Annotated in this window: 19 protein-coding genes; 15 read left to right on the forward strand and 4 right to left on the reverse strand. The window is 60.7% G+C overall.

The genetic code is table 11. From position 1 onward, the window contains the following. Nucleotides 1-277 precede the first annotated feature (277 nt). Complete coding sequence (locus NAO55_RS05610) at nt 278-1,705, reverse strand: hypothetical protein (protein ID WP_102841147.1); 1,428 nt, start codon at nt 1,703-1,705, stop codon at nt 278-280. 10 nt (nt 1,706-1,715) lie between these two features. On the opposite strand from NAO55_RS05610, the gene NAO55_RS05615 reads away from it, so the two are divergent. After that, nucleotides 1,716-2,090 (forward strand): hypothetical protein, encoded by a 375-nt coding sequence (locus tag NAO55_RS05615; RefSeq protein ID WP_102841146.1) that lies wholly within the window; start codon nt 1,716-1,718, stop codon nt 2,088-2,090. Nucleotides 2,091-2,167: 77 nt separating this feature from the next. Here the strand turns inward: NAO55_RS05615 and NAO55_RS05620 are convergent, their stop codons facing one another. Beyond that, nucleotides 2,168-4,456, reverse strand: coding sequence for an MHYT domain-containing protein (locus tag NAO55_RS05620; protein WP_146030738.1), 2,289 nt, complete (start codon nt 4,454-4,456; stop codon nt 2,168-2,170). 189 nt (nt 4,457-4,645) lie between these two features. Here NAO55_RS05620 and NAO55_RS05625 point away from each other — a divergent pair, with 189 nt between their 5' ends. The 3 genes from NAO55_RS05625 to NAO55_RS05635 are packed head-to-tail and all read left to right on the forward strand — an operon-like array spanning nt 4,646 to nt 6,733. Then, nucleotides 4,646-5,362 carry a FadR/GntR family transcriptional regulator gene (locus NAO55_RS05625; RefSeq protein WP_102841144.1) on the forward strand — a complete coding sequence of 239 codons (717 nt, stop codon included), beginning with the start codon at nt 4,646-4,648 and terminating at the stop codon, nt 5,360-5,362. A gap of 7 nt (nt 5,363-5,369) precedes the next feature. Continuing rightward, a complete protein-coding gene (locus NAO55_RS05630; protein WP_102841143.1) occupies nt 5,370-6,131 on the forward strand; it encodes a sulfite exporter TauE/SafE family protein in 762 nt (253 codons plus the stop codon). Nucleotides 6,132-6,178: 47 nt separating this feature from the next. After that, a complete protein-coding gene (locus NAO55_RS05635) occupies nt 6,179-6,733 on the forward strand; it encodes a hypothetical protein (protein WP_232244550.1) in 555 nt (184 codons plus the stop codon). 56 nt (nt 6,734-6,789) lie between these two features. Here NAO55_RS05635 and NAO55_RS05640 read toward each other — a convergent pair whose 3' ends face one another. Both NAO55_RS05640 and NAO55_RS05645 read right to left on the reverse strand, forming a co-directional pair. After that, nucleotides 6,790-7,215 carry an organic hydroperoxide resistance protein gene (locus NAO55_RS05640; protein ID WP_063543030.1) on the reverse strand — a complete coding sequence of 142 codons (426 nt, stop codon included), beginning with the start codon at nt 7,213-7,215 and terminating at the stop codon, nt 6,790-6,792. 136 nt (nt 7,216-7,351) lie between these two features. Beyond that, on the reverse strand, nt 7,352-7,801 hold the full coding sequence (locus NAO55_RS05645) for a MarR family winged helix-turn-helix transcriptional regulator (protein WP_102841142.1): 450 nt from the start codon (nt 7,799-7,801) through the stop codon (nt 7,352-7,354). A gap of 758 nt (nt 7,802-8,559) precedes the next feature. Here NAO55_RS05645 and NAO55_RS05650 point away from each other — a divergent pair. The 11 genes from NAO55_RS05650 (at nt 8,560) to NAO55_RS05700 (ending at nt 22,384) form a co-directional block, all read left to right on the forward strand. Continuing rightward, complete coding sequence (locus NAO55_RS05650) at nt 8,560-8,685, forward strand: hypothetical protein (protein ID WP_256070092.1); 126 nt, start codon at nt 8,560-8,562, stop codon at nt 8,683-8,685. Between the two features lie 9 nt (nt 8,686-8,694). Then, nucleotides 8,695-9,546, forward strand: a complete 852-nt coding sequence (locus NAO55_RS05655) for a cytochrome c (RefSeq protein WP_102841141.1) — start codon at nt 8,695-8,697, stop codon at nt 9,544-9,546. A 55-nt stretch (nt 9,547-9,601) separates the two neighbouring features. Beyond that, nucleotides 9,602-10,963, forward strand: coding sequence for a cbb3-type cytochrome c oxidase subunit I (locus tag NAO55_RS05660; protein WP_102841140.1), 1,362 nt, complete (start codon nt 9,602-9,604; stop codon nt 10,961-10,963). Then, entirely contained in the window at nt 10,960-11,775 is an 816-nt protein-coding gene (locus tag NAO55_RS05665; RefSeq protein WP_102841139.1) for a CbbQ/NirQ/NorQ/GpvN family protein, read from the forward strand. The genes NAO55_RS05660 and NAO55_RS05665 overlap by 4 nt, the downstream gene beginning before the upstream one ends. Before the next feature lie 3 nt (nt 11,776-11,778). After that, nucleotides 11,779-13,797, forward strand: a complete 2,019-nt coding sequence (locus NAO55_RS05670) for a nitric oxide reductase activation protein NorD (protein ID WP_102841138.1) — start codon at nt 11,779-11,781, stop codon at nt 13,795-13,797. 179 nt (nt 13,798-13,976) lie between these two features. Next, nucleotides 13,977-15,287 (forward strand): trigger factor, encoded by a 1,311-nt coding sequence (tig, locus tag NAO55_RS05675; protein ID WP_102841137.1) that lies wholly within the window; start codon nt 13,977-13,979, stop codon nt 15,285-15,287. An 89-nt stretch (nt 15,288-15,376) separates the two neighbouring features. Next, nucleotides 15,377-16,015, forward strand: a complete 639-nt coding sequence (gene clpP, locus NAO55_RS05680) for an ATP-dependent Clp endopeptidase proteolytic subunit ClpP (protein ID WP_102841136.1) — start codon at nt 15,377-15,379, stop codon at nt 16,013-16,015. Nucleotides 16,016-16,113: 98 nt separating this feature from the next. Further along, nucleotides 16,114-17,394 carry an ATP-dependent Clp protease ATP-binding subunit ClpX gene (clpX, locus tag NAO55_RS05685; RefSeq protein ID WP_063543014.1) on the forward strand — a complete coding sequence of 427 codons (1,281 nt, stop codon included), beginning with the start codon at nt 16,114-16,116 and terminating at the stop codon, nt 17,392-17,394. A 131-nt stretch (nt 17,395-17,525) separates the two neighbouring features. Beyond that, nucleotides 17,526-19,922, forward strand: a complete 2,397-nt coding sequence (gene lon / locus NAO55_RS05690; protein WP_102841135.1) for an endopeptidase La — start codon at nt 17,526-17,528, stop codon at nt 19,920-19,922. Between the two features lie 130 nt (nt 19,923-20,052). Beyond that, entirely contained in the window at nt 20,053-20,325 is a 273-nt protein-coding gene (gene hupB, locus NAO55_RS05695; protein ID WP_003282502.1) for a nucleoid-associated protein HU-beta, read from the forward strand. 202 nt (nt 20,326-20,527) lie between these two features. Beyond that, the gene (locus tag NAO55_RS05700; protein ID WP_102841134.1) at nt 20,528-22,384 is read left to right on the forward strand and encodes a SurA N-terminal domain-containing protein; all 1,857 of its coding nucleotides are present in this window, start codon (nt 20,528-20,530) and stop codon (nt 22,382-22,384) included. Nucleotides 22,385-22,414 lie beyond the last annotated feature (30 nt).

Raw genomic sequence — 22,414 nt, forward strand, 5'->3', positions numbered from 1 at the left:
TTTCGGTGCCTGACTTGGGAAGGCCACGACTGCGAGGATGCTGTCAGAAACGAGAATGTCTGGCAGAAGACCAGAAATGGGGGCGCTAGCCGCCGGTGGCTGGAGCGTTGAGCTGATTGGTGATCTGGCCAAGAGGCTTCATCCGCAAGAAGACTGCGGAGCTCACCGGGATCCAGTTGTAAAAGAAACGGTGCCTGCTGCTCTGATGCGGAGACTAAGGATCTATCCCGCCGCCGTTTGCGTGCTCACTGGCAGGGTCGGCAGGGCGGCAATGGGTTCATCCCCATCGCCACAGGCGGCTCACTCGATGCCAGGCGGAGCGTTGTAGCTCTGGTGGTTCAGGCCAGTGGGCCTTCTTGCTTTCGCATTGCACGATGCCGTTGGTGCCAAGCCTCAGGCGCCAGCGCTGGGCCGATGGAAAGTGCTCGCCCGGATCGGTGTGCAACAGCAGCAAGTTGTAGTCGTGCTGTTTCTCGATGGGGTGGGCCTGGACTGAACCTTTGTCGCCCTCGCTAGCGAGATCATCACCTTCGGCACGGACAAACAGCTTGTTGTGGCTCGCCTGGATTATTGCGCAAAGCTGTTCGCAATCCAGCGTGAGCCGCTCGCGAATCTCGTCGTGCTCCAGGGCCGCCTTGTCCAGCGTCAGCAGAACGCGATAGCAGATGATCTGCCGCTCCTCGTTAGTCGCCCACTTCCCGGAGTGTTCTCGAACCAGTACCGGCAGGTCGGGCAGCTTGCGATAGTCGAGCCAGACCCGTTGCTGTGCGAGCACCTTGCGGGTGTAAGGCATCAGCAGGCGAATCTTCCAGCGCGGCTTGCCTTTGCGCAGTCTGCGGGTGATGGCTGTGATCATGTCGTCGCGCAGCAGGTCGCGAACGGCATAGACCAGCGCGATCACCAGCAGGAGAGTGAGCGAGAGTTTCTCGCTGGCGTCGCGCGCGTTGAACAGGAAGTAAGTGAAGAGCGACATGATCAGCATCGTCGACATCGCTTTGACCAGCTTGTGGGTGCCGGCGCCCAGCTCTGTGACCTTCGAGCGCAACATCACCGGATACTCCAGCAGCCGGTGATACAACGCCATGCGGTTCCATATCCGAGTCGGGGTTCCGTGAAAGTCGCTCAGGTACTCGCGCTCCTTGCGGTATCTACGTTCCTGGCGCAGGAATTCCGCCACCGATTGCTTAAGTTCTTCATCGACGGTTGCGTAGCCCTCAAGGGTCATGCTTTCCAGCAGGAACTGCTCGGCATGCCATGAGAAATAGATGTCCATCTGACGGAAGTAGCGCTGCTGATTGCTCTGCTTCGGGCTGGACCTGCGCAGACGTTGCGCGAAGTTCTGGCTGAGCCGCAGGCCGCGTGCGACGGGCTCTGCCACAGCCCCGGACGTGAGCATCTGCTGGCGCAGCCGCTCCATCGAAGCCTGGTACTGGAAGAACCAGGAGCCGTACATGATTTCGTAGTGCGGAGAGAGCAGGACGAAGGAATGGTCGGCCTTGATGAGGCGGTCCTTCGATGGCATGCCCATCAGCCCGAAACTGTGCGTCAGGGCCTTAAAGAAAAACTGCTCTTCCGACAGGGTCCATGCCGACAGGTTGCTTTCGTGCGGAGTAAACAGATACAGCTCGATCTTGTGTCGGCCAGGCTGCTTCAGCGTGCGGGTCAGCTGCAGTCGGAAATCACCTTTGCGCTTGAGTGAAAACACGGAACCCCCAATGACCGTGGAACGCGGCCAGCTTACCAAGCTTCCGCTGGGAGGTACGCCAAGTAGCGGGCCTATGTTTGAGCAAGGCTTTGACGATTTCGATGACGACCACCGTAGGGGATTTTACCCGGCTGCACGCGTGAAGGCCTGCGGTCGGGGATCTGGTCGTCAGTCCTGGCAATGCTTGCCCAACGACATGGTGAAGGAGTTCGTTACTCGGATTCATGGCGCGGCCGTGATGGATCCCTGGTCGCCGGGGATAGCGGTCACGGCGTTCGGGCCTATCGCCGCTCCGGAAGCGCCGGCCTTCATGGAGGTGCTGCGAGCCGCTTTCGAGGCGGAGCCCGTATGGCTGGACGCAGCCGAAGACCGCGGCGTGCGCTGATGTTTCTGTTGCTCTGTCGCGAACGCCTCGGCAACGAGCTCGGGATGGATTCATCTTGAGCGCATCGAGGTGAGCTTTCAGTGTGATGGGTAAAGCTCCACGACTACGCCAGATTCCGGCCGATTCATCGCCTGATTCATCGCATGCACCAACGCTGCCTGATTGAAGGGCTTGGCCAGTGTATGCAGGCGGCGGTTGCCTTCGGCCAGATCGGCGTAGCCACTGACCAGCAGAACGGGAAGGCCCGGTCGCTCGGTGCGTATGGTCTCGGCCAATTGAGCGCCGGTCATGCCGGGCATCATGTGATCGGTGACCAGAATGTCGAAGTCGTCCTGCCGTCGGAGCAGGCAGAGGGCGGCCTCACCATTGTCAACGGCGGTCACCCTATAGCCGAGATCCTCGAGCAGCGCCGACGTATTTTCCAGAACCAGTGGATCGTCGTCGACGACGAGCACGGTAAGAGAAGCCTTGGCTGCCGTGCGTAACCATGGGCTTGCAGCCGCCGAGGTGCTCTTGTCTTCGGCGCGTTCTTGCGGCTTGGCCACTGGAAGCCAAAGCTCGATCGCCGTGCCTTCGCCCGGAGTGCTGCGGATCTCAAGACGCCCGCCCGATTGCTCAGCCAGACCGTGTGCCATCGACAGCCCGAGACCGGTGCCCTTGCCGGGGCCCTTCGTGGTGAAGAAGGGTTCTGTGGCACGGGACAGAATCTCCTGGGGCATACCACAGCCATCGTCCCGTACCAGTAGCACGACGTGCTCGTTTCCAGGCGGTGCGTTGTCGTTGGCTGCGGGGTGGTATTGGCCCTCGATGCAGATCGTGCCGCCGCCCGGCATCGCGTCGCGTGCGTTGACGACCAGATTGATCAGCACCATCTCCAGCTGGTTGGCGTCCACGAAGGCCGGCGGCAGATTCAACGGAAAGCGCATGTCGACGGTAATGTTGGCCTCGACAGAACGCTGTAGCAGCTCACGCATGCCCATCACCAGATCGGGAAGCAGCACCGAGCTTGGGCGTAGCTCCTGCTTGCGGGCAAACGTGAGCAATCGTTGCACCAGACCCGCTCCGCGCTGGGCGGCTTGCAAGGCGTTCTCGATTAGGCTGTCGATGCGCGGCTCGCCATCCGGAAGGCGCTTGCGTAGCAGCTCAAGGTTACCGCCGACCACCGCCAGCAGGTTATTGAAGTCGTGGGCAATTCCGCCGGTCAGCTTGCCGATGGCCTCCATTTTCTGCGCCTGGCGCAATGCCGCTTCGGCCTGCCTGCGCTCGGTGACGTCCACCAGGCCACCAAGGATCAACGCGCCCTCAGCAGCGGCTTCGATCCGGGTGGACGCCAGCACGTCGACGAACAGGCCGGCCCGGGCAACGAGGCGATATTCGGCGTTCAGGCATTCACCCGTGGCGACTAGCCGCGGCCAGTCGTGCTCGACCAGCTGGCGAGCCGATTCTGGGGTCATGAAACTGATCAGCTTGCGCCCGATGACGTCCTGACGACGGTAACCGACCAGCGCGAGCCAGGCGTCACTCACCGACCGCAGGTGTCCATCCGTATCCAACGAGTGCAGCGGCAGCGGCGTCTTGCTGTAGAGCTCCTTGAAGCGTCCCTCGCTACGCCGCAGCGCGGCCGCCTCCTGCTCGCTGACCATCGCGCGGCGTCGATCATGCAGGGAGGCGGCAAGGCCGAAGAACAGAACCACGAAGGTCGAGCCCGAGACGGCCGATGCGAGGGACACGAGATCCAGGCCGTCACCCGGCAGGGCAGGTTGAGTGGCGTCCAGGGTGCTGAAGTGCGCGCCGACCATGGCGGAGTAGTGCATGCCGGCGATTGCGAAGCCCATCGCTATCGCTGACACAGCCTGCAGAAGGGGTCGGGTCCCCTTGGCCGCCAGCCACAGGGCCACGGTCGAGGCGCCAATGGCGATGGCGAAGGAAATTGCCACCCACAACCCGTCGTAGCTGAGCTCGGCGTTCATGGTCATGGCTGCCATACCCATATAGTGCATTGCACCTATGCCGAGCCCCATGAACAGCCCGCCGGTGCCAAGCGTGGAGCGCTTCGAGCCCCGGATACCTACCGCAAAGAAACTGAGGGCCGTCACCACCATCGGCACGATGAAGGACCAGAGCGTCAGACGCAGGTCGTAGCGGATCTTCATGCCCGGCATGCCGAACGCGAGCATGCCGATGAAATGCATCGACCAGATGCTGCCGCCCATGCAGGCGGCTGCGGCGGCCAGCCAGGCGTGGCGGGCCCAGCCTATGGCGACCTTGCTTCGACTGGCAAGGTCCAGAGCCGTGAACGAGCCGGCGATGGCGATCAGGATGGACAGGCTGACCAGAGCAATGTTGTAGGTGGTGTGCATAGGCATCTCGCTGGCAAGGCTATCGATGCCTCTTCAGTTTTGCAGACCTGGCCGTGCCTTTGTCGGTTGCCGACCAGCGGAGGTTAGTCTTCTTGAGCCACGTTCTACAGAAGTCTAGGCGTCGAAATCGGTTCTCTCGTTGTCGCTGCTGATAATTCATCCTATGATCGGCTCAATTTGTAGGGAGTGGTCGATATGGCTCTGCAGCAAACGGCGCGTTCGTCATTGGTTGAACAGGTGATTGGACAACTGCGTTCGCAGATCACAGTGGGGCAGTGGCCATGCGGTGCGCGGATCCCCACGGAAAGTCAGCTCAGCGAGTCGTTGGGCGTTGGACGCAACACGGTTCGCGAAGCGGTAAGGGCGCTGGTGCATACCGGTGTCCTGGAGGTTCGCCAGGGCGCCGGAACATTCGTGCGCTCTGTCCGCGACCCTGCTGGCCTGCTCCAGCACTTGGAGCGCGCGGCCCTGCACGACCAGTTGGAGGTTCGTCGTGCTCTGGAGGTGGAGGCGGCGCGCCTCGCTGCGTCTCGCCGCAGCGAAGAGGATCTGCAGGCCATCCACGACGCGCTTGGGGCGAGAGGAAGCTGGAGCGATGACGCCTCGTTGGCGGACTTCGCTCAGCGAGACGCGCAGTTTCATCTGAATATTGTCCGGGCCAGCCATAACGCTACGTTGCTGGAGATGTACCAGTTTTTCTGGGCTGGCCTGCAGAACACCATCGTCAGAACGGAAGCGGAGCATCAACTCCCCGAGCCGACCTATCAGGCCCATGCCGCACTCTACGAGGCCATCCGCAGCGGTTGTCCTGAGCGAGCCGCCATAGCGGCCAGCGAGCTCCTGACCCCCGCGCTGGAAGCCCTCGCCAGATCGCTCGATCACGCCACCCACCCATTGAAGGAACAGGAGTAAGTAGCGCATGGACCATTCACTCACCACCTGGCTAATTCTGCTTGTGGCGGCATTTCTCGGCGGCGGCTTGAACGCTATCGCCGGTGGCGGGAGCTTTTTCACCTTCCCGGCTCTGGTCTATGCGGGGGTGCCCGCCGTCGCGGCCAATGCATCCGGAACGCTTGCGCTCTTGCCCGGCTACTTCGCCAGCACCTGGGGATATCGCGAGGACCTCAAACCGCCGGTCACGCTGACGATGGGCGCAGTCATTGCCATCAGCCTGGGCGGCGGCGCCATTGGCGCGGCTCTGCTGTTGACGACTCCTGACGAAATGTTCCGCGCCATCGTGCCCTGGCTCCTGCTGTTCGCCACGTTGCTGTTCGCGTTCGGCCCATGGCTGTTGCGCATGTTCAGCGGCAATGCCCGTGAAGGCGAAGCCGGCGCCTGGCTGCAAGGTTGCACACTGGCAGTGGTGAGTATCTACGGAGGCTACTTCAACGGCGGATTGGGTATCGTCCTGCTGGCCGCGTTCAGCCTGCTCGGCCATAGCAGCATCAACTCCATGCAAGGGCTAAAGAATCTGGTTTCGTCGGTACTGACGGCCATCGCGGTGTCGGTCTACGCGTTTGGCGGGGCCATCCTGTGGAAAGAGGCGCTGGTCATGATGCTGGCTGCCAGTGTCGGGGGTTACTTCATGGCGCGCGTCGGCCGAAAGTTGCGGCCGGCATTCGTGCGGGCTGTCGTGATCGTCACGGGTTCGGTCATGACGGTGCTGTTCTTCCGCAGTTGAGCACCTCGAGACGACGATATTTCGCTTTCGTCGCTAGGTGATGCATCGTGAGCGAGCCAGGGCGTCTGCGATGCGGCCGTTGGCTTGAGCAAGCGATCGCTCCTCCTGTGCCGCCGGTAACGATCCCTGCCTCGACGCAGAAAAGGCCCGTACCAACGAACTGGGTTTCGAGTTCCGCTGCGGCGGGGCGGAGCTATCACCACAACGACGTCGAGCTCGACGGCGACGATCTGAATGTCTATGAGCACAACGGTCTCGGCACGACGGTCGGCGATACCTGGACCGGTTTTGCCGACTATCGCGCCAGTGATGCTTTGTCCTTCGGTTGGCAGGGGCGCTTCGTCAGCCGCGTCGATTCGCTGCGTACCGGTGTGGGCACGCTGGACAAGCCTGGCTATGCTGTGCACGACCTCTACGCCCAATGGTCAGCGCTGAGCAATGAACGGCTGGTGGTGATCCTGACGCTGAAGAATATCTTCGACAAGCAGTACCTGGATCACGCTAGTAACGAGGATTTCGAACACATCCCCGGGTACGAAGGCGTGCGTGGTAGCTACGAGCCGGGCCGCGAGCTGCGCCTCGGTGTAGCACTGCGGATCTGAAGTCCGCCTGCTGAGCCCGGAGGTACCATGCCTCCGGGCTGCCTGGGACCGTGGCGTCAGACCAGCGACAAGCTAACCTGGATATTTCCGCGGGTTGCGTTGGAGTAGGGGCATACCTGATGGGCGGCTTCGACCAGCCGCTGGGCCAGCTCTCGGTCCAGTCCCGGCAGGCTGACCTGCAGCGCGACTTCCAGGCCGAAACCACCCGGAATCTGGCCGATCCCGACGTTGGCGGTGATGGACGTTTCTGCCGGAAGCGCCTGCTGCTGTTGGCCAGCGACGAATTTCAAGGCGCCGATGAAGCAGGCCGAGTAGCCTGCCGCAAAGAGCTGCTCCGGGTTGGTCGCGTTACCGCCCTGACCGCCAAGCTCCCTTGGTGTGGCCAGCCTGACGTCAAGGTTGCCGTCCGTCGATATGGCGCGACCGTCGCGTCCGCCGGTGGCGGTAACGGTGGCGGTATACAAGGCTTGGATGGTCTGCATGGTACTCTCCTCACGTGATACGCAAAATAATTGCGCGCTAAATAATGTCGGGGAAAGCTAGCCGGCAATTTCTTTGTGCGCAAGTTAATATTTCGTTTCGAACCCGGGCTATCGTTGCGAGACGAGCCGCAATGGCTCAGAGCAGCTTCAGCAGAGCGCTACGCAAGGCAACTACCTGGTCCTTCAGCGTTGCAACGGCTTCGGTAGACTGACCGCTGGCACCGAGGATGCTCGCGGGAATGCACTCGGCCTGTTCCTGCAGCGCGCGTCCTTTATCGGTGAGACGCAGCTCGACAACACGCTCGTCGTCGCTACGGCGAGTGCGGGTGATCAATCCTTCCGTTTCCAGCCGCTTGAGCAAGGGTGTCAGTGATCCCGGGTCCGTCATCAGGCGGGAGCTGATATCGCCGACGGTGATGCCATCGGCTTCCCACAGCACGAGCATCGCCAGGTATTGCGGGTAGGTCAGGCCGATGCGCTGAAGCATCGGCTTGTAGACCTTGGTCATCAGCAACGAGGTCGAATGCAGGGCGAAGCAGAGCTGGTTGTCCAGTTGCAAGGCCGGGCATGAAGGGGGCTTGGTCATGGGAAGCGTGATCGGATGCGGTGGCCGCTACGTTAGCGTTCCTGAGCGCGTCGAGCAACGCATCCGCCGCTGGCTGGGCGCCTTGCAACGATCCTGAGTGTGCACTGTTCATTCTTTCTTGCGCCGGATATTCCTCGCCGGCCGTTACATGCGACTCACCGGGCCCCGTTTTGCGCACCGCCATAACCATCTGTCGGCCAGTTGAATATATATTTTCGAAGGACGTAATTAATCCTGCCGTTCGCGCCGGAGTTGCTCGATTTGATCAGCGTCAATTTAATCAAGCAGAGCGGATTAATACCGCATCAATGATTTTCGATATTCGGATCATTAAATCTGATATGTGCAGCCTGGGCGTGGATGTGACTGCTGGCGGACAGGTCTTGGCCGTCTAGAATGGCCCCTGTAGCTGTTCGGTATTCGAGCAAGCGTCGAATGAAGGGAGAGACTCTAGCAATATGGCTTATTAAGCCAGCGACTCATGTGCAACGGCCGAATAGAAGTAACTTCGAATTTCGCCAGCAAGCGGCCTGCAATAACGATGAAGTTAATCATCGGGCAGCAGTGCTTCGTCAAATCAGTCTTTAACCGGGCAATCGAGGGTGGCGGAGCGATAAAAGCTCAGCCGCTTCTCGGAGCGGCGCAGAGGCACGGCGCAACGCAGTGCTGAACTCATCGTTCCGGAGAGGCTTGAGCGCTGTTGTACCGAACTCTGACAGCCCGACGGTGGGTAGCGATTGCCGTCAAAGGAGAACCGCATGCAAGCCAAAAAGCTCTACGGTCCGGTGAAATTGTTGAGCTTCGTCGTGCTGCTTCTGATGCTCGGCGCAATGCTTTACGCGTTCTCGATGACCCTCATTCACTGGACCGGCATCAATGTCTGAGGGGGTGAAATGAACAACCGCCAAGCCAGGCTTTTCGCGATTGCCGCAACCGGAGTGGCCGCGCTCGTGTTCATCGGGCTGACCGTCGACAGTCATCGGCAGTTTCCCGCGTTGACCAACGCTGAGAACATCACGCCGCAGGTCCGGCACGGCATGGATGTATGGCACAAGTACAACTGCATCAACTGCCACACCTTATTCGGCGAAGGAGCGTACTACGCACCGGACCTGACCAAGATCACCCAGCATCGCGGCGAGCCATATCTGAAAGCGTACATGCGCGATCCGTCCAAGTTCTACGACGAGCAGGTCCACCGCCGTCTGATGCCCAAGCAGGACCTGGCGGAGAGCGAAATCGATGACCTGATCGCATTCCTCGATTGGGTCAGCAAGGTCGACAACCAAGGTTGGCCGCCGCGACCGATCCTGGTCACCGGCAGTTTCGTTCCGGGCGCCGATACGCTGAAGACTGGTGGCACGCAACGTAGCGACTTGCCTCCTGGGGCGCGGCCAGTGGACGCAGAGGACGACGACCGCGCACTGGGAGAGCAGGTGTTCCGCGCAGCGGTACCGGCTTGCAACGCCTGCCACTCCACCGCGCCGGGCGCCGACATGGCAGGGCCGACTTTATCCGGCATCGCGACTCGCGCCGCGCAAGTGATCGCTTCGCCCGACTACCAGGGGCAGGCCCAGGACACACGCGGCTACATCCGCGAATCGATCGTCGCCCCCAGCGCGCACATCGTTGCAGGCGCGATGTACTCGGCTGACGGCACCTCGTTCATGCCGACCGGCTACGGCGAGAGCCTGACGGACGAACAGATCGATCAGCTGACAGCCTATCTCGAAACGCTCAAGTGACACGCGCACGGCACAGGCCCGGCCTGTTCCATGCTCGCTGCAAGGGGAAACTAAGATGCGCTATCAGTCCCAATCGGTCGCTTACTGGTATTTCGCCGTGGCGATGGTCCTGTTCGGTCTTCAGCTGGTTTTCGGCCTGTTGTCTGCGACCAAGTACATCGGACCGGACCCATTGCTGTACATCCTGCCATTCGACGTGACCAAGGTTATCCATACCAACCTGCTGATCGTCTGGGTGCTGACCGGATTCATGGGCGCGACCTATTGGATGATTCCTGAGGAGTCGCGTACCGAGTTGCATAGCACCAGGCTGGCCTATGTGCAGCTAGTGCTCTGGACGCTGATGGGTGTCACCGCAATCATCGGTTACCTGTTCCGCTACGGGACGGGCAACAAGCTGCTGGAGCAACCGCTGCCGCACAAGATCGTGATCGTCATCTGTATGCTGATCTTTCTCTACAACGTCGGCATGACGATCCGTAAATCCGGGCGCTTCACGACCACCGAAGCGGTGCTGATGATCGGCTTCGTCAGTGCCGCGCTGTTGTATCTGCCTGCATTGCTGCACTACGAGAACTACACCGTTTCGATCTTCTATCGCTGGTGGACCATTCACCTATGGGTCGAGGGTGTCTGGATGATGATCATGGGTGGCTTTCTGGCGTACCTGCTTATCCGCTTGTCCGGCGCGGACCGAGAGGTCATGGAGAAATGGCTGTACGTGATCGTCGGCCTGGTGTTTCTTGCCGGCATCCTCGGTACGGCGCACCACTATTATTGGGTCGGTGTGCCCACTTACTGGCTGCCCATTGGCGGATTCTTCAGCGCGCTCGAGCCGCTTGCGCTGGTCGGCATGGCCGCTTACGCCTATGGAGCCATGCGCCGCTCAGGCCTGGCGCATCCGAATACGCTGGCGCTGCACTGGACGATCGGCAGCGCGGTGTTTGCGCTGTTCGGCGCGGGGCTGCTCGGCTTGGCTCATACCTGGCCCAGCGTTAACAAATGGACCCACGGCACGCTAATCACCGCGATGCATGGTCACGCCGCCTTCTATGGGGCCTACGCCATGATCGTGCTGGCGATGATCACTTACGCTTTGCCATCGATGACCGCTGGCCGAAGGGAGCAGGGCAGCACGCTGGGCTACTGGGCGTTCTGGCTGCAGATCACCGGCATGTTCGGCATGACGTTGTCATTTGCCACGGCAGGTATCGCTCAGGTCTACCTCGAACGGATCATGGGCATGGGCTACCTGGATGCGCAGCTGAAGATCCAGATTCACTTCGTCATGCTGATCGCCACCGCTTCGCTGTTTACCGTGGGCGTTGCCTTTTTCATCTACGACTTTTTTCGCCATGCGCCGCGCTTCAGCACGGATGGGGCCGATCCGGCCTTGGCAGAGGCGCGCGCGACATGACGTTGCCAGAGCGCGCTCCACTGTCCCAGGCCTGTGCGGGCGAACCGTTCTATTTACCCGGTGGCAACGAAGTCGCGGTGTTCGAGCGCTGCCACGCGCGTGGTCTGGCCGTCATGCTCAAAGGTCCGACCGGCTGCGGCAAAACGCGTTTCGTCGAACACATGGCCTGGAAGTTGGAGCGGCCATTGATCACCGTAGCGTGCCACGATGACTTGTCCGCCAGCGACCTGATCGGCCGCTTCCTGATCCGCCATGACGGCACCGTGTGGCAGGACGGCCCGCTCACCCGAGCGGTACGCGAGGGAGCCATTTGCTATCTGGACGAGGTCGTCGAGGCGCGGCAGGACACCGTGGTGGTTCTGCACGCGCTGACCGATCACCGGCGACTGCTGCCCATCGACAAGACCGGTGAGTTACTGGTCGCCTCACCGGGCTTTCAGCTGGTGATTTCCTACAACCCAGGCTATCAGCGGATGCTCAAGGACCTGAAGCCCAGCACGCGTCAGCGCTTCGTGGCAATGAATCTCGATTTTCCGGGCGAAGAACAGGAAGCGAGGATCGTACAGCGGGAGAGCGGGGCGGACGCACCCACCTCAAGGGCGCTGGTCGCGCTGGCGCATCGGCTGCGAGCCTTGCGCGACCGAGGCCTTACCGAGGTGCCCAGCACTCGTCTGCTGATCGCCGCGGGTGCGCTGTGTGCCGATGGCATACCGGTACGTGAGGCCTGTCTGGCGGCGATCGTGGCACCTCTGTCGGACGACGAAGCGCTGGCCGAGGCGATGCAGGACCTGGTCTCTGGAATGTTCGTCTAGGACATGGCCGAAGCAGAGGAAGTCCTGACCGATGCGGCACGTCACGCCACCGTGTTCGTCCAACGTTTGTGGCGGCGCTTCGGTCCAGCCTCGCCGGAGCCGAAAAGTGTTCCGCTCAGCGAGGTGGCCGAGCGGTTGGAACTGCTGCTGGCGGCGGTAACCAGTCATAGCTATCGACTACGCATCGCGCAACCGCCGCCACGCCCCACATTGCTGGCGGAGATGTTCGGCCGCAGCCCTCGACCGCACCGCCTGGCGGCGGTGCCGGCGACCGACGGTGCGAGCATCTGGTTGCCACGGGCGGTGCATATTCCAGACCGTACGCTGGCAACGTCGCTATACAAGGTCATGGCCCTGCAGCAAGCGATGCGGATCCGCCGGGGTAGCGCCCTGATCGACTGGCGCAGCCTCACACCCATGACCGGTGCGCTTTATCGACTGCTCGAAGCTCACGCGGCCGAGCAGGAGCTGTTGCGGGAAATGCCGGGGCTGGCGGAGGCGGTGCGAACGCTGCGAGCCCACGCGTTGGCATTCCGCCCGCCGTTGAGTGCATTTGGGGCGGCGCGTCGGCCACTGGAGATTCGCGTGCGAGCATGGCTCGGCGGCGAGCTCGACGAGTTGCCGCTTCCTTCATCAGCCGAAGATTCTTGCGGCTGGGCCTCACGCCTGGTGGATCGCTGGCAACTGCAGCCAGCCGCAGGCGGCCGGATCGGCCTCGACCCGCTGTTCGCCGACTACTGGTCGGGCGCCTTGCTTGCGCCAACGACGGATCATCGCGCCGCTGGTTGTGCGGAGGCCGACCGGGACCCAGCGCAGTCTCCGCCGCGCAGCGTACGGATGTGGCGGCGACCCGATGTCCGTCAGGCGCAGCCGGACGAGGACGAGTCGCCGCAGAGCGGACCATTGATGATCCAGCTCGATGAGCCGCATCCCCATGCGGAAGATCCGCTGGGCCTGCAGCGCCCGATCGATCGGGACGACGCAGGCGATACCGAACTGTTCGGCGAAATGGTCGGCGACTTGCCCCAGGCGCGCCTGGTCGCTTCTTCCGGACAGCCGAAGGAGGTACTGCTCAGTGACGAGCCACCGGACGGCTCGCCAGCGTCCGCAATTGCCGGCAACGCTTCGCAGGCTGGCATCCTTTATCCGGAGTGGGATTACCGGATAGGTCGTTATCGGGACCAGGGCGCGTTCGTGCAGGTGCATGCCGCGCTGCCGGGCAGTTCTGCCTGGGTACGAGACACGCTCGAATCCCATCGCGGCATGCTCGACGGGATTCGTCGCCGTTTCGAGATGCTGCGCCCGCATCGCGCCTGGGTGCGCGGGCGCGTCGACGGTGAAGAGCTGGATCTGGACGCCTATGTCGCTGCCGTGGCGAACCTGCGAGCCGGAGCGGGTCTGGACGACCGCCTGTACCGAAGTCAGCGGTCGATACAACGTGATCTGGCGATCATGTTGCTGATCGATGTGAGTGGCTCGACCGATAGCTGGATATCGCAGGGGCGGCGCGTTATCGATGTCGAGCGGGAGGCCCTGTTGCTGGTAAGCATCGCGTTGCAAAGCCTGGGGGCGCCGTACGCGATACAGGCGTTTTCCGGGCAGGGGCGGACTGCGGTCGTAGTACGCGACATCAAATCGTTCGACGAGGCTTTCGGGCAGGACATCGCATTACGCATCGCCGCCCTGGAGCCGGAACACTACACGCGTTGTGGTGCGGCCATACGTCATGCCAGTGCCTCACTTATGCGTCAGCCCGCTACACGTCGATTGTTGCTGGTGCTGTCCGACGGCAAGCCAAGCGACAGCGACGACTACGAAGGTCGTCACGGTGTCGAGGATTCCCGCCAGGCCGTGCTTGAGGCGGTGCTGCAGGGGATATCGCCGTTCTGTCTCACTGTCGATCGGCAGGCCGGAGCCTATCTGCCGCGGATGTTCGGCACGAGCCGCTATGCGCTGCTTCCTCGGCCTGGCCTCTTGCCAACGGTGCTGCTCGACTGGATGAGACGCCTGGTGCAGAGCTAGCCGCTGCGGCAGTCGCAAGGTTCAGCCATATGGCGAAGCGAACGGCGGCGACCTGGCAACCGTACTGGTCATTCGGCGGCCATGAAGGGCAGGGTGACTTATGCCAACCGAGCCACTAGAATGCTTGCCCATTCTGGGGCCGGAACGCCCGGCTTATGTCTGTGCAACGAGGAAAATCCATGCAAGTTTCTGTTGAAAGCACCTCCGCTCTTGAGCGCCGCATGACCATCGGCGTGCCGGTCGAGCGCATCGAGACCGAAGTCAACAAGCGTCTGCAACAGACCGCCAGCCGTGCCAAGATTCCTGGTTTCCGTCCCGGCAAGGTGCCGATGAGCGTGATTCGCCAGCGCTATGAAGAGGCCGCTCGTCAGGAAGCACTGGGCGACCTGATCCAGTCGACTTTCTACGAAGCCATCGTTGCCGAGAAACTGAATCCGGCCGGCGCTCCGTCCGTCGAACCGAAGGTGTTCGAGAAGGGCAAGGACCTCGAGTACGTCGCCACCTTCGAAGTATTCCCCGAGTTCGAGGTGGCTGGTTTCGAGGCCATCGAGATCGAGCGCCTGCAGGCTGAAGTGACCGACGCCGACGTCGACAACATGCTGGAAATCCTGCGCAAGCAGAACACTCGCTTTGAGAATGTCGAGCGTGCCGCCGAGAACGGTGACCAGCTGACCATCGACTTCGTCGGCAAGATCGACGGCGAAGCCTTCGCCGGCGGCTCGGCCAAGGGCACTCAGCTGGTGCTGGGCTCAGGTCGCATGATCCCGGGCTTCGAAGACGCCCTGGTGGGTGCCAAGGCCGGTGAAGAGCGCGTGATCAACCCGACCTTCCCTGAGGATTATCAGAACCTCGAACTGGCCGGCAAGACTGCTGAGTTCACCGTCACGGTGAACAACGTCGCCGCTCCGCAGCTGCCGGAACTCAATGATGAGTTCTTCGCCCAGTTCGGCGTTCAGGAAGGCGGTGTGGAAGGTTTCCGCGCCGAGGTGAAGAAGAACATGGAGCGCGAACTGCGTCAGGCCATCAAGACCAAGGTGAAGAATCAGGTCATGGAAGGTCTGGTCGCTGGCAACCCGATCGAGGTGCCGAAGGCGCTGATCGACAACGAGGTGAACCGTCTGCGTACCCAGGCTGTTCAGCAGTTCGGCGGCAACATCAAGCCTGACCAGCTGCCGGCCGAGCTGTTCCAGGAGCAGGCCAAGCGCCGCGTCGTGCTGGGTCTGATCGTCGCTGAGGTGGTCAAGCAGAACGAGCTCAAGCCCGACGAAGCACGCGTTCGCGAGCTGATCGAGGAGATGGCGTCTGCTTACCAGGAGCCGGAGCAGGTGGTGGCCTGGTACTACAAGAATGCCGATCAGTTGAACGAAGTTCGCTCGGTTGTGCTCGAAGAGCAAGTTGTAGATACTGTTCTGCAGCAAGCCAAGGTGACCGACAAATCGGTCTCCTACGAAGAAGCTGTCAAGCCTGCGGAAGCTCCGCAAGCCGCCTGATTTCTTCATCTTTCCGAGTGCACCAACATAAGCCAGCCTCGTGCTGGCTTATGTCTTTTGAGGCATGACATAGGGAGTATCGTTGGAACATGTCCCGCAATCCTTTTATGCAAGCTCCGGACATTCAGGCCGCCGGTGGCCTGGTCCCGATGGTGATCGAGCAGTCCGCACGCGGTGAGCGCGCTTACGACATCTATTCCCGCCTCCTGAAGGAGCGGGTGATCTTCATGGTCGGCCAGGTCGAAGACTACATGGCCAATCTGATCGTGGCGCAAATGCTCTTTCTCGAGGCGGAAAACCCTGAGAAGGACATCCATCTTTACATCAACTCCCCGGGCGGTTCGGTCACTGCCGGTATGTCGATCTACGACACCATGCAGTTCATCAAGCCGAACGTGTCGACGATCTGCATCGGCCAGGCCTGTTCCATGGGAGCCTTGCTGCTGACCGGCGGTACGGCTGGCAAGCGTTACTGTCTGCCGCACTCGCGCATGATGATTCACCAGCCGCTGGGCGGTTTCCAGGGGCAAGCGTCGGACATCGAGATTCATGCCCGCGAGATCCTCACGATCCGTGAGCGCCTGAACAAAGTCCTGGCACACCACACCGGTCAGCCGATGGATGTGATTGCCCGAGATACCGACCGCGACAATTTCATGAGCGGCGAAGAAGCCGTCAAGTACGGCTTGATCGATCAGGTACTGACTCAGCGCCAGCTGGCCCTTTGATCGCTCGCAGCCTGCGATATGCGGCCACTCCGTGGGCTTGAAAAAGCCCACGATTGCCTTCATCTTGTGTTTCAAGCCTTCCCGATTGGATCGACCGAATGACTGACACCCGCAACGGCGAGGACTCCGGCAAACTGCTCTATTGCTCTTTCTGCGGCAAAAGCCAGCATGAAGTACGCAAGTTGATCGCCGGGCCCTCCGTTTTCATCTGCGACGAGTGCGTCGACCTGTGCAATGACATCATCCGTGAGGAGGTGCAGGAAGCGCAGGCTGAGAGCAACGCGCATAAACTGCCCGCGCCCAAGGAGATCAGCGCCATTCTCGACCAGTACGTCATTGGTCAGGAGCGTGCGAAGAAGATCCTGGCGGTGGCCGTTTACAACCATTACAAGCGGCTGAACCAGCGCGACAAGAAAGAAGAAGTCGAGCTGGGCAAGAGCAACATTCTGTTGATCGGTCCGACTGGTTCGGGCAAGACACTGCTCGCTGAGACATTGGCGCGCCTGCTGAATGTTCCGTTCACTATCGCTGATGCGACGACCCTCACCGAAGCCGGTTACGTGGGCGAGGATGTCGAGAACATCATTCAGAAGCTGCTGCAAAAATGCGACTACGACGTAGAAAAGGCGCAGATGGGTATCGTCTACATCGACGAGATCGACAAGATCTCGCGTAAGTCCGATAACCCTTCGATCACCCGTGACGTTTCCGGTGAAGGTGTCCAGCAAGCGCTGCTGAAACTGATCGAGGGTACGGTTGCGTCCGTGCCGCCGCAGGGTGGTCGCAAGCACCCGCAGCAGGAGTTTCTGCAGGTCGACACCCGTAACATCCTGTTCATTTGTGGCGGGGCTTTCGCCGGCCTGGAAAAGGTGATTCAAGGGCGCTCGACTCAGGGCGGCATTGGCTTCAATGCCGAGGTGCGCAGCAAGGATCCGGGTAAGAAGATTGGCGAATCGCTGCGGGCGGTAGAGCCGGATGATCTGGTCAAGTTCGGCCTGATCCCCGAATTTGTGGGTCGTCTGCCGGTAATCGCTACACTCGACGAACTCGACGAGGCGGCACTGATCCAGATTCTTACCGAGCCCAAGAATGCACTGACCAAGCAGTACGCCAAACTGTTCGAGCTTGAAGGCGTTGATCTGGAGTTTCGTGCCGACGCACTGAAGGCCGTGGCCCATCGCGCGCTGGAGCGCAAGACTGGCGCGCGCGGTTTGCGTTCGATTCTGGAAGGCGTGTTGCTGGATACCATGTACGAGATCCCTTCGCAGAAGGATGTCAGCAAGGTAGTGATCGACGAAAGCGTGATCGAAGGTACCTCCCAGCCGCTGTTGATTTACGAGAATACGGAGCCACCAGCCAAGGCTGCGCCTGAGGCGTGATCGAACAAAGGGGCCTGCGGGCCCCTTTGTGTTTGCTTGCTGCCTTGTTTTTTGCGGGGCGCGCCCTCATCTTTGGTTAAAGGGCACAGCCCGTCCGTTTACCGCCGTATGGCCGTCGTAGAGCTGAATTTATGAAGACAACCATCGAATTGCCCCTTTTGCCGCTGCGAGACGTGGTGGTCTATCCGCACATGGTGATCCCGCTATTCGTTGGCCGTGAGAAATCCATCGAAGCCCTCGAGTCCGCCATGTCCGGCGACAAGCAGATCCTGCTGGTTGCGCAGAAGAATCCGGCGGACGACGATCCGGCCGAGGACGCGTTGTATCGCGTTGGTACGGTCGCCACCGTATTGCAACTGCTGAAGCTGCCGGACGGGACCGTCAAGGTACTGGTCGAGGGGGAGCAGCGCGGCGCCATCGAGCGCTTCGCCGACGTGGACAACCATTGCCGCGCGGAGGTCTCGCTGATCGAAGAGGCCGAAGTCGAGGCCCGCGAATCCGAGGTCTTCACCCGTAGCCTGCTCAGCCAGTTCGAGCAATACGTCCAGCTTGGCAAGAAGGTTCCGGCAGAAGTTCTGTCCTCACTGAGCAGCATCGACGAGCCTGCCCGCCTGGTGGATACCATGGCGGCGCACATGGCGCTGAAGATCGAACAGAAGCAGCAAATTCTCGAGATTACCGACCTGCCGGCGCGGGTCGAGCATGTGCTGGCGCTGCTGGATGCGGAAATTGATCTGCTGCAGGTGGAGAAGCGCATTCGAGGTCGCGTCAAGAAGCAGATGGAGCGCAGCCAGCGTGAGTACTACCTGAACGAGCAAATGAAGGCCATTCAGAAAGAACTCGGTGACATCGATGAGGGCCATAACGAAGTCGATGATCTGAAGAAGCGCATCGAGAACGCTGGCCTTAGCAAGGACGCCTATATCAAGGCCCTGGCCGAACTCAACAAGCTCAAGCAGATGTCGCCGATGTCTGCAGAGGCGACGGTGGTTCGTACCTATATCGACTGGCTGGTGAATGTGCCGTGGAAGGCCGCGAGCAAGGTGCGGCTGGATCTTGCCAAGGCTGAGGAAGTGCTCGACGCCGATCATTATGGCTTGGAAGAGGTCAAGGACCGCATCCTCGAATATCTCGCCGTGCAGAAGCGCGTCAAGAAATTAAAGGGGCCTGTGCTCTGCCTGGTTGGTCCTCCCGGGGTTGGTAAGACCTCCCTGGCTGAGTCGATCGCGCGTTCGACCAATCGCAAGTTCGTGCGCATGGCATTGGGCGGCGTGCGGGACGAAGCGGAAATCCGTGGTCACCGTCGTACTTACATCGGTTCCATGCCTGGGCGCCTGATCCAGAAGATGACCAAGGTCGGCGTACGTAACCCGCTGTTCCTGCTCGACGAAATCGACAAGATGGGCAGCGACATGCGAGGTGATCCAGCGTCGGCACTGCTGGAAGTGCTCGATCCCGAGCAGAACCACAATTTCAACGATCACTATCTGGAGGTCGACTATGACCTTTCGGACGTGATGTTCCTCTGCACCGCCAATTCGATGAATATCCCTGCGCCGCTGCTCGACCGCATGGAAGTCATCCGCCTGCCGGGCTATACCGAGGACGAGAAGGTCAACATCGCCATACGTTATCTGGCACCCAAACAGATCGAGGCCAATGGTCTGAAGAAGGGTGAGCTGGAGTTCCAGGAAGGCGCTATCAGGGACATCATCCGCTACTACACCCGCGAGGCCGGTGTCCGCAGTCTTGAGCGCCAGCTGGCCAAGGTGTGCCGCAAGGTGGTTAAGGAGCATGCGGCCGAGAAACGCTTCCATGTGGTTGTGGACGCCGATTCTCTCGAGCATTTCCTGGGTGTGCGCAAGTTCCGCTACGGTCTGGCTGAGCAGCAGGATCAGATCGGCCAGGTGACAGGCCTGGCCTGGACGCAGGTTGGCGGCGAGCTCCTGACGATCGAGGCCGCCGTGGTTCCGGGCAAGGGGCGGTTGACCAAGACCGGCTCGCTCGGCGAAGTGATGGGCGAGTCGATCACGGCTGCGTTGACGGTCGTTCGCAGTCGCTCGGCCAGTCTGGGTATCGCAGCAGATTTCCATGAGAAGCAGGACATCCACATTCACGTCCCGGAAGGTGCGACTCCCAAGGATGGCCCCAGTGCCGGTATTGGTATGTGCACAGCGCTCGTATCGGCTCTTACGCAAATCCCGGTGCGCGCAGATGTCGCAATGACCGGTGAGATTACATTGCGTGGACAGGTACTCGCCATTGGTGGGCTCAAGGAGAAACTTCTCGCAGCGCATCGCGGCGGGATCAAGACAGTCATCATCCCGGAAGAGAATCAGCGTGATCTGAAAGAGATTCCTGAAAATATTAAGCAGGACCTGCAGATTAAACCGGTGAAGTGGATTGACGAGGTCCTGCAAATTGCGCTGCAATACGCGCCGGAGCCCTTGTCCGATGCGGCTCCCGAGATTGTTGCAAAGGATGACAAGCGCGAGCCTGATTCCAAGGAGCGAATCAGCACGCATTAGTCTGGATGGCCACGTTGACACATTTCAGGTGCCCTTGTTTAATCGGCCTCTTGTGTCATTGCCATCTAGCACCGCTTTGCTTACACCCGAAAATTAAAGATACGACTCAACAGAAATAAGGGGACTTAGAGTGAACAAGTCGGAACTGATCGATGCCATCGCTGCATCTGCTGATATCCCAAAAGCTGTTGCTGGCCGCGCGCTGGATGCAGTGATCGAATCCGTCACCGGCGCCCTGAAGGCAGGTGACTCCGTGGTACTGGTTGGTTTCGGTACTTTCGCTGTCAAGGAGCGCGCTGCTCGCACTGGTCGCAATCCGCAGACCGGCAAGCCGATCAACATCGCCGCTGCCAAGATCCCTGGCTTCAAGGCTGGCAAAGCTCTGAAAGACGCCGTCAACTAAGCGTTTTTCATCCAGCCAGTCAGCATGCGCTGCGCTGGCTTGGGGCGGTTGCAGGGCAGGTAAGGCCTGCCTGATCCGGCTTGGGGGAATAAGCCCAACCGCTCCATAAGCTCCGAGAAGGCGCATCCCTGGATGCGCCTTTCTTTTATCCGGTTTCCACCCGCGTTGCGCACCCATCGCGCCGCAGACTCCTGGGGGTCGCATGCTTCAGAACATCAGGGACAATTCTCAAGGCTGGATAGCCAAGACCATCATCGGCATCATCGTGGTGCTGCTGGCGCTCACTGGTTTCGACGCCATCTTCAATGCCGCGAGCAACAGCCAGACTGCAGCCGAAGTCAATGGCGAAGAACTCTCCCGCTACGACCTCGATCAGGCGATGAATATGCAGCGGCGGCAGCTGGCTCAGCAGCTGGGTAGCGACTTCGACCCCTCCATGCTCGACGAGCGCCTGCTGCGCAACGCAGCGCTCGGCTCGTTGATTGACCGGATGCTGCTCTTGCAGAGCGCTAAGAGCGCCGACTTCGCTTTTTCCCGTGAGGCGCTCGACCAATTGATCCTGCAGACACCCGAGTTTCAGGTGGACGGGGTCTTCAACGCTGCGCGTTTCGACCAGGTCCTGCAGCAAATGGGTTATTCCCGTGTTCAGTTCCGTCAGCTTCTCGAGCAGGAAATGCTCATCGGTCAGCTGCGTGCCGGCATCTCCGGCACCGGTTTTGTAACCGATCAACAGGTCGAGAACTTCGCGCGGTTGGAGATGCAGACGCGGGATTTCGACACGCTCACCGTCCCGGCTCGCAGTGACACGATAGAGGTCAGCGACGAGCAGATCAGCGAGTACTACGAGGCCAACGCCGATCGGTTCCGTACCCCCGAGCAGGTCATCGTCGAATACGTCGAGTTGAAGAAGGAGTCATTCTTCGACCAGGTCGAGGTGTCTGATGAGGAGCTGCAGGCGCTCTACCAGAAGCAGATCGCTAACCTGGCGGAGCAGCGCCGCGCCGCGCATATCCTCATCGAAACCGGTGCAGAGTCGGGCGATGACGAGGCCAAGGCCAAGATCGACGAGATTGCTGCGCGTGTGAAGGGTGGGGAAGATTTCGCCGCCGTCGCCAAGGAGGTTTCGCAGGACCCAGGTTCTGCCAAAGAAGGTGGCGATTTGGGCTTCGCAGGACCTGGCGTATACGACCCAGCGTTCGAAGAAGCGCTTTACGCGCTGAAGGAAGGGGAAGTATCGGCGCCGGTCCGGTCCGAATTCGGCTGGCACATTATCAAGCTGCTCGGTGTTCAGTCGCCGGAAGTGCCTTCCCTCGAGAGCATGCGGCCCGAGCTGGTTCGCGAGCTCAAGGCGCAGCAGGTCGAACAACGTTTCGTCGAAGTCAGCAAGCAACTGGAAGACTCTGCGTTCGAAGCATCCGATCTTGCTCAGCCTGCGCAGGAACTCGGTTTGATGGTGCAGACCACCGAGCCGTTCGGGCGTGACGGTGGACAAGGCATCGCTGCCAATCGCCAGGTTGTCCAGGCTGCATTCAGCGACGAAGTGCTGGTCGATGGGGCCAACAGTAGCGTCATCGAACTTGACCCTGACACATCCATCGCTCTGCGTGTGAAAAAGCATCTGCAGCCGGCAGCCATTCCGCTTGCCGATGTACGTGACGATATCGTCGAGCAGCTGCAGCAGATTCTGGCTGCCGAGCGCGCCCGCGAGAAGGGCGAGCGGCTGCTGGCCGATCTGCGCGATGGCAAGCAGACTGATGGCCAATGGCAGACGATCGAGGCGGCTGGCCGGAACCAGGAGGGCGTTGCACCGGCACTGCTGCAGCAGGTGTTCCGCATGCCTCGCCCGGCAGAGCAGGGCAAACCGAGTTACGCAGGTGTCGCCTTGAGCAATGGCGACTATGCCGTGGTGCGGCTCAATGGCATCAACGAGCCTGAAGCCTCGTTGTCCGACGAGGAGAAGCTGAATTTCCGGCGTTTCCTCGCCTCCCGGATGGGACAGCAGGATTTCGCTGCGTTCCGCCAGAAGCTGCAGGCCCAAGCGGAAATCGAACGCTTCTAACAGCCATGACAGCCTGAGCCGATACGACAA

Source organism: Stutzerimonas frequens, from assembly GCF_024448335.1.
GTDB lineage: Bacteria > Pseudomonadota > Gammaproteobacteria > Pseudomonadales > Pseudomonadaceae > Stutzerimonas > Stutzerimonas frequens.

What these genes read in the sequence shown, in the direction of transcription:
- NAO55_RS05615 (WP_102841146.1), top strand. Translation starts at nt 1,716, where the DNA reads ATGACCGTGGAACGCGGCCAGCTTACCAAGCTTCCGCTGGGAGGTACG.
- NAO55_RS05620 (WP_146030738.1), bottom strand. Translation starts at nt 4,456, where the DNA reads ATGCCTATGCACACCACCTACAACATTGCTCTGGTCAGCCTGTCCATC.
- NAO55_RS05625 (WP_102841144.1), top strand. Translation starts at nt 4,646, where the DNA reads ATGGCTCTGCAGCAAACGGCGCGTTCGTCATTGGTTGAACAGGTGATT.
- NAO55_RS05630 (WP_102841143.1), top strand. Translation starts at nt 5,370, where the DNA reads ATGGACCATTCACTCACCACCTGGCTAATTCTGCTTGTGGCGGCATTT.
- NAO55_RS05640 (WP_063543030.1), bottom strand. Translation starts at nt 7,215, where the DNA reads ATGCAGACCATCCAAGCCTTGTATACCGCCACCGTTACCGCCACCGGC.
- NAO55_RS05645 (WP_102841142.1), bottom strand. Translation starts at nt 7,801, where the DNA reads ATGACCAAGCCCCCTTCATGCCCGGCCTTGCAACTGGACAACCAGCTC.
- NAO55_RS05650 (WP_256070092.1), top strand. Translation starts at nt 8,560, where the DNA reads ATGCAAGCCAAAAAGCTCTACGGTCCGGTGAAATTGTTGAGCTTCGTC.
- NAO55_RS05655 (WP_102841141.1), top strand. Translation starts at nt 8,695, where the DNA reads ATGAACAACCGCCAAGCCAGGCTTTTCGCGATTGCCGCAACCGGAGTG.
- NAO55_RS05660 (WP_102841140.1), top strand. Translation starts at nt 9,602, where the DNA reads ATGCGCTATCAGTCCCAATCGGTCGCTTACTGGTATTTCGCCGTGGCG.
- NAO55_RS05665 (WP_102841139.1), top strand. Translation starts at nt 10,960, where the DNA reads ATGACGTTGCCAGAGCGCGCTCCACTGTCCCAGGCCTGTGCGGGCGAA.
- NAO55_RS05670 (WP_102841138.1), top strand. Translation starts at nt 11,779, where the DNA reads ATGGCCGAAGCAGAGGAAGTCCTGACCGATGCGGCACGTCACGCCACC.
- tig (WP_102841137.1), top strand. Translation starts at nt 13,977, where the DNA reads ATGCAAGTTTCTGTTGAAAGCACCTCCGCTCTTGAGCGCCGCATGACC.
- clpP (WP_102841136.1), top strand. Translation starts at nt 15,377, where the DNA reads ATGTCCCGCAATCCTTTTATGCAAGCTCCGGACATTCAGGCCGCCGGT.
- clpX (WP_063543014.1), top strand. Translation starts at nt 16,114, where the DNA reads ATGACTGACACCCGCAACGGCGAGGACTCCGGCAAACTGCTCTATTGC.
- lon (WP_102841135.1), top strand. Translation starts at nt 17,526, where the DNA reads ATGAAGACAACCATCGAATTGCCCCTTTTGCCGCTGCGAGACGTGGTG.
- NAO55_RS05700 (WP_102841134.1), top strand. Translation starts at nt 20,528, where the DNA reads ATGCTTCAGAACATCAGGGACAATTCTCAAGGCTGGATAGCCAAGACC.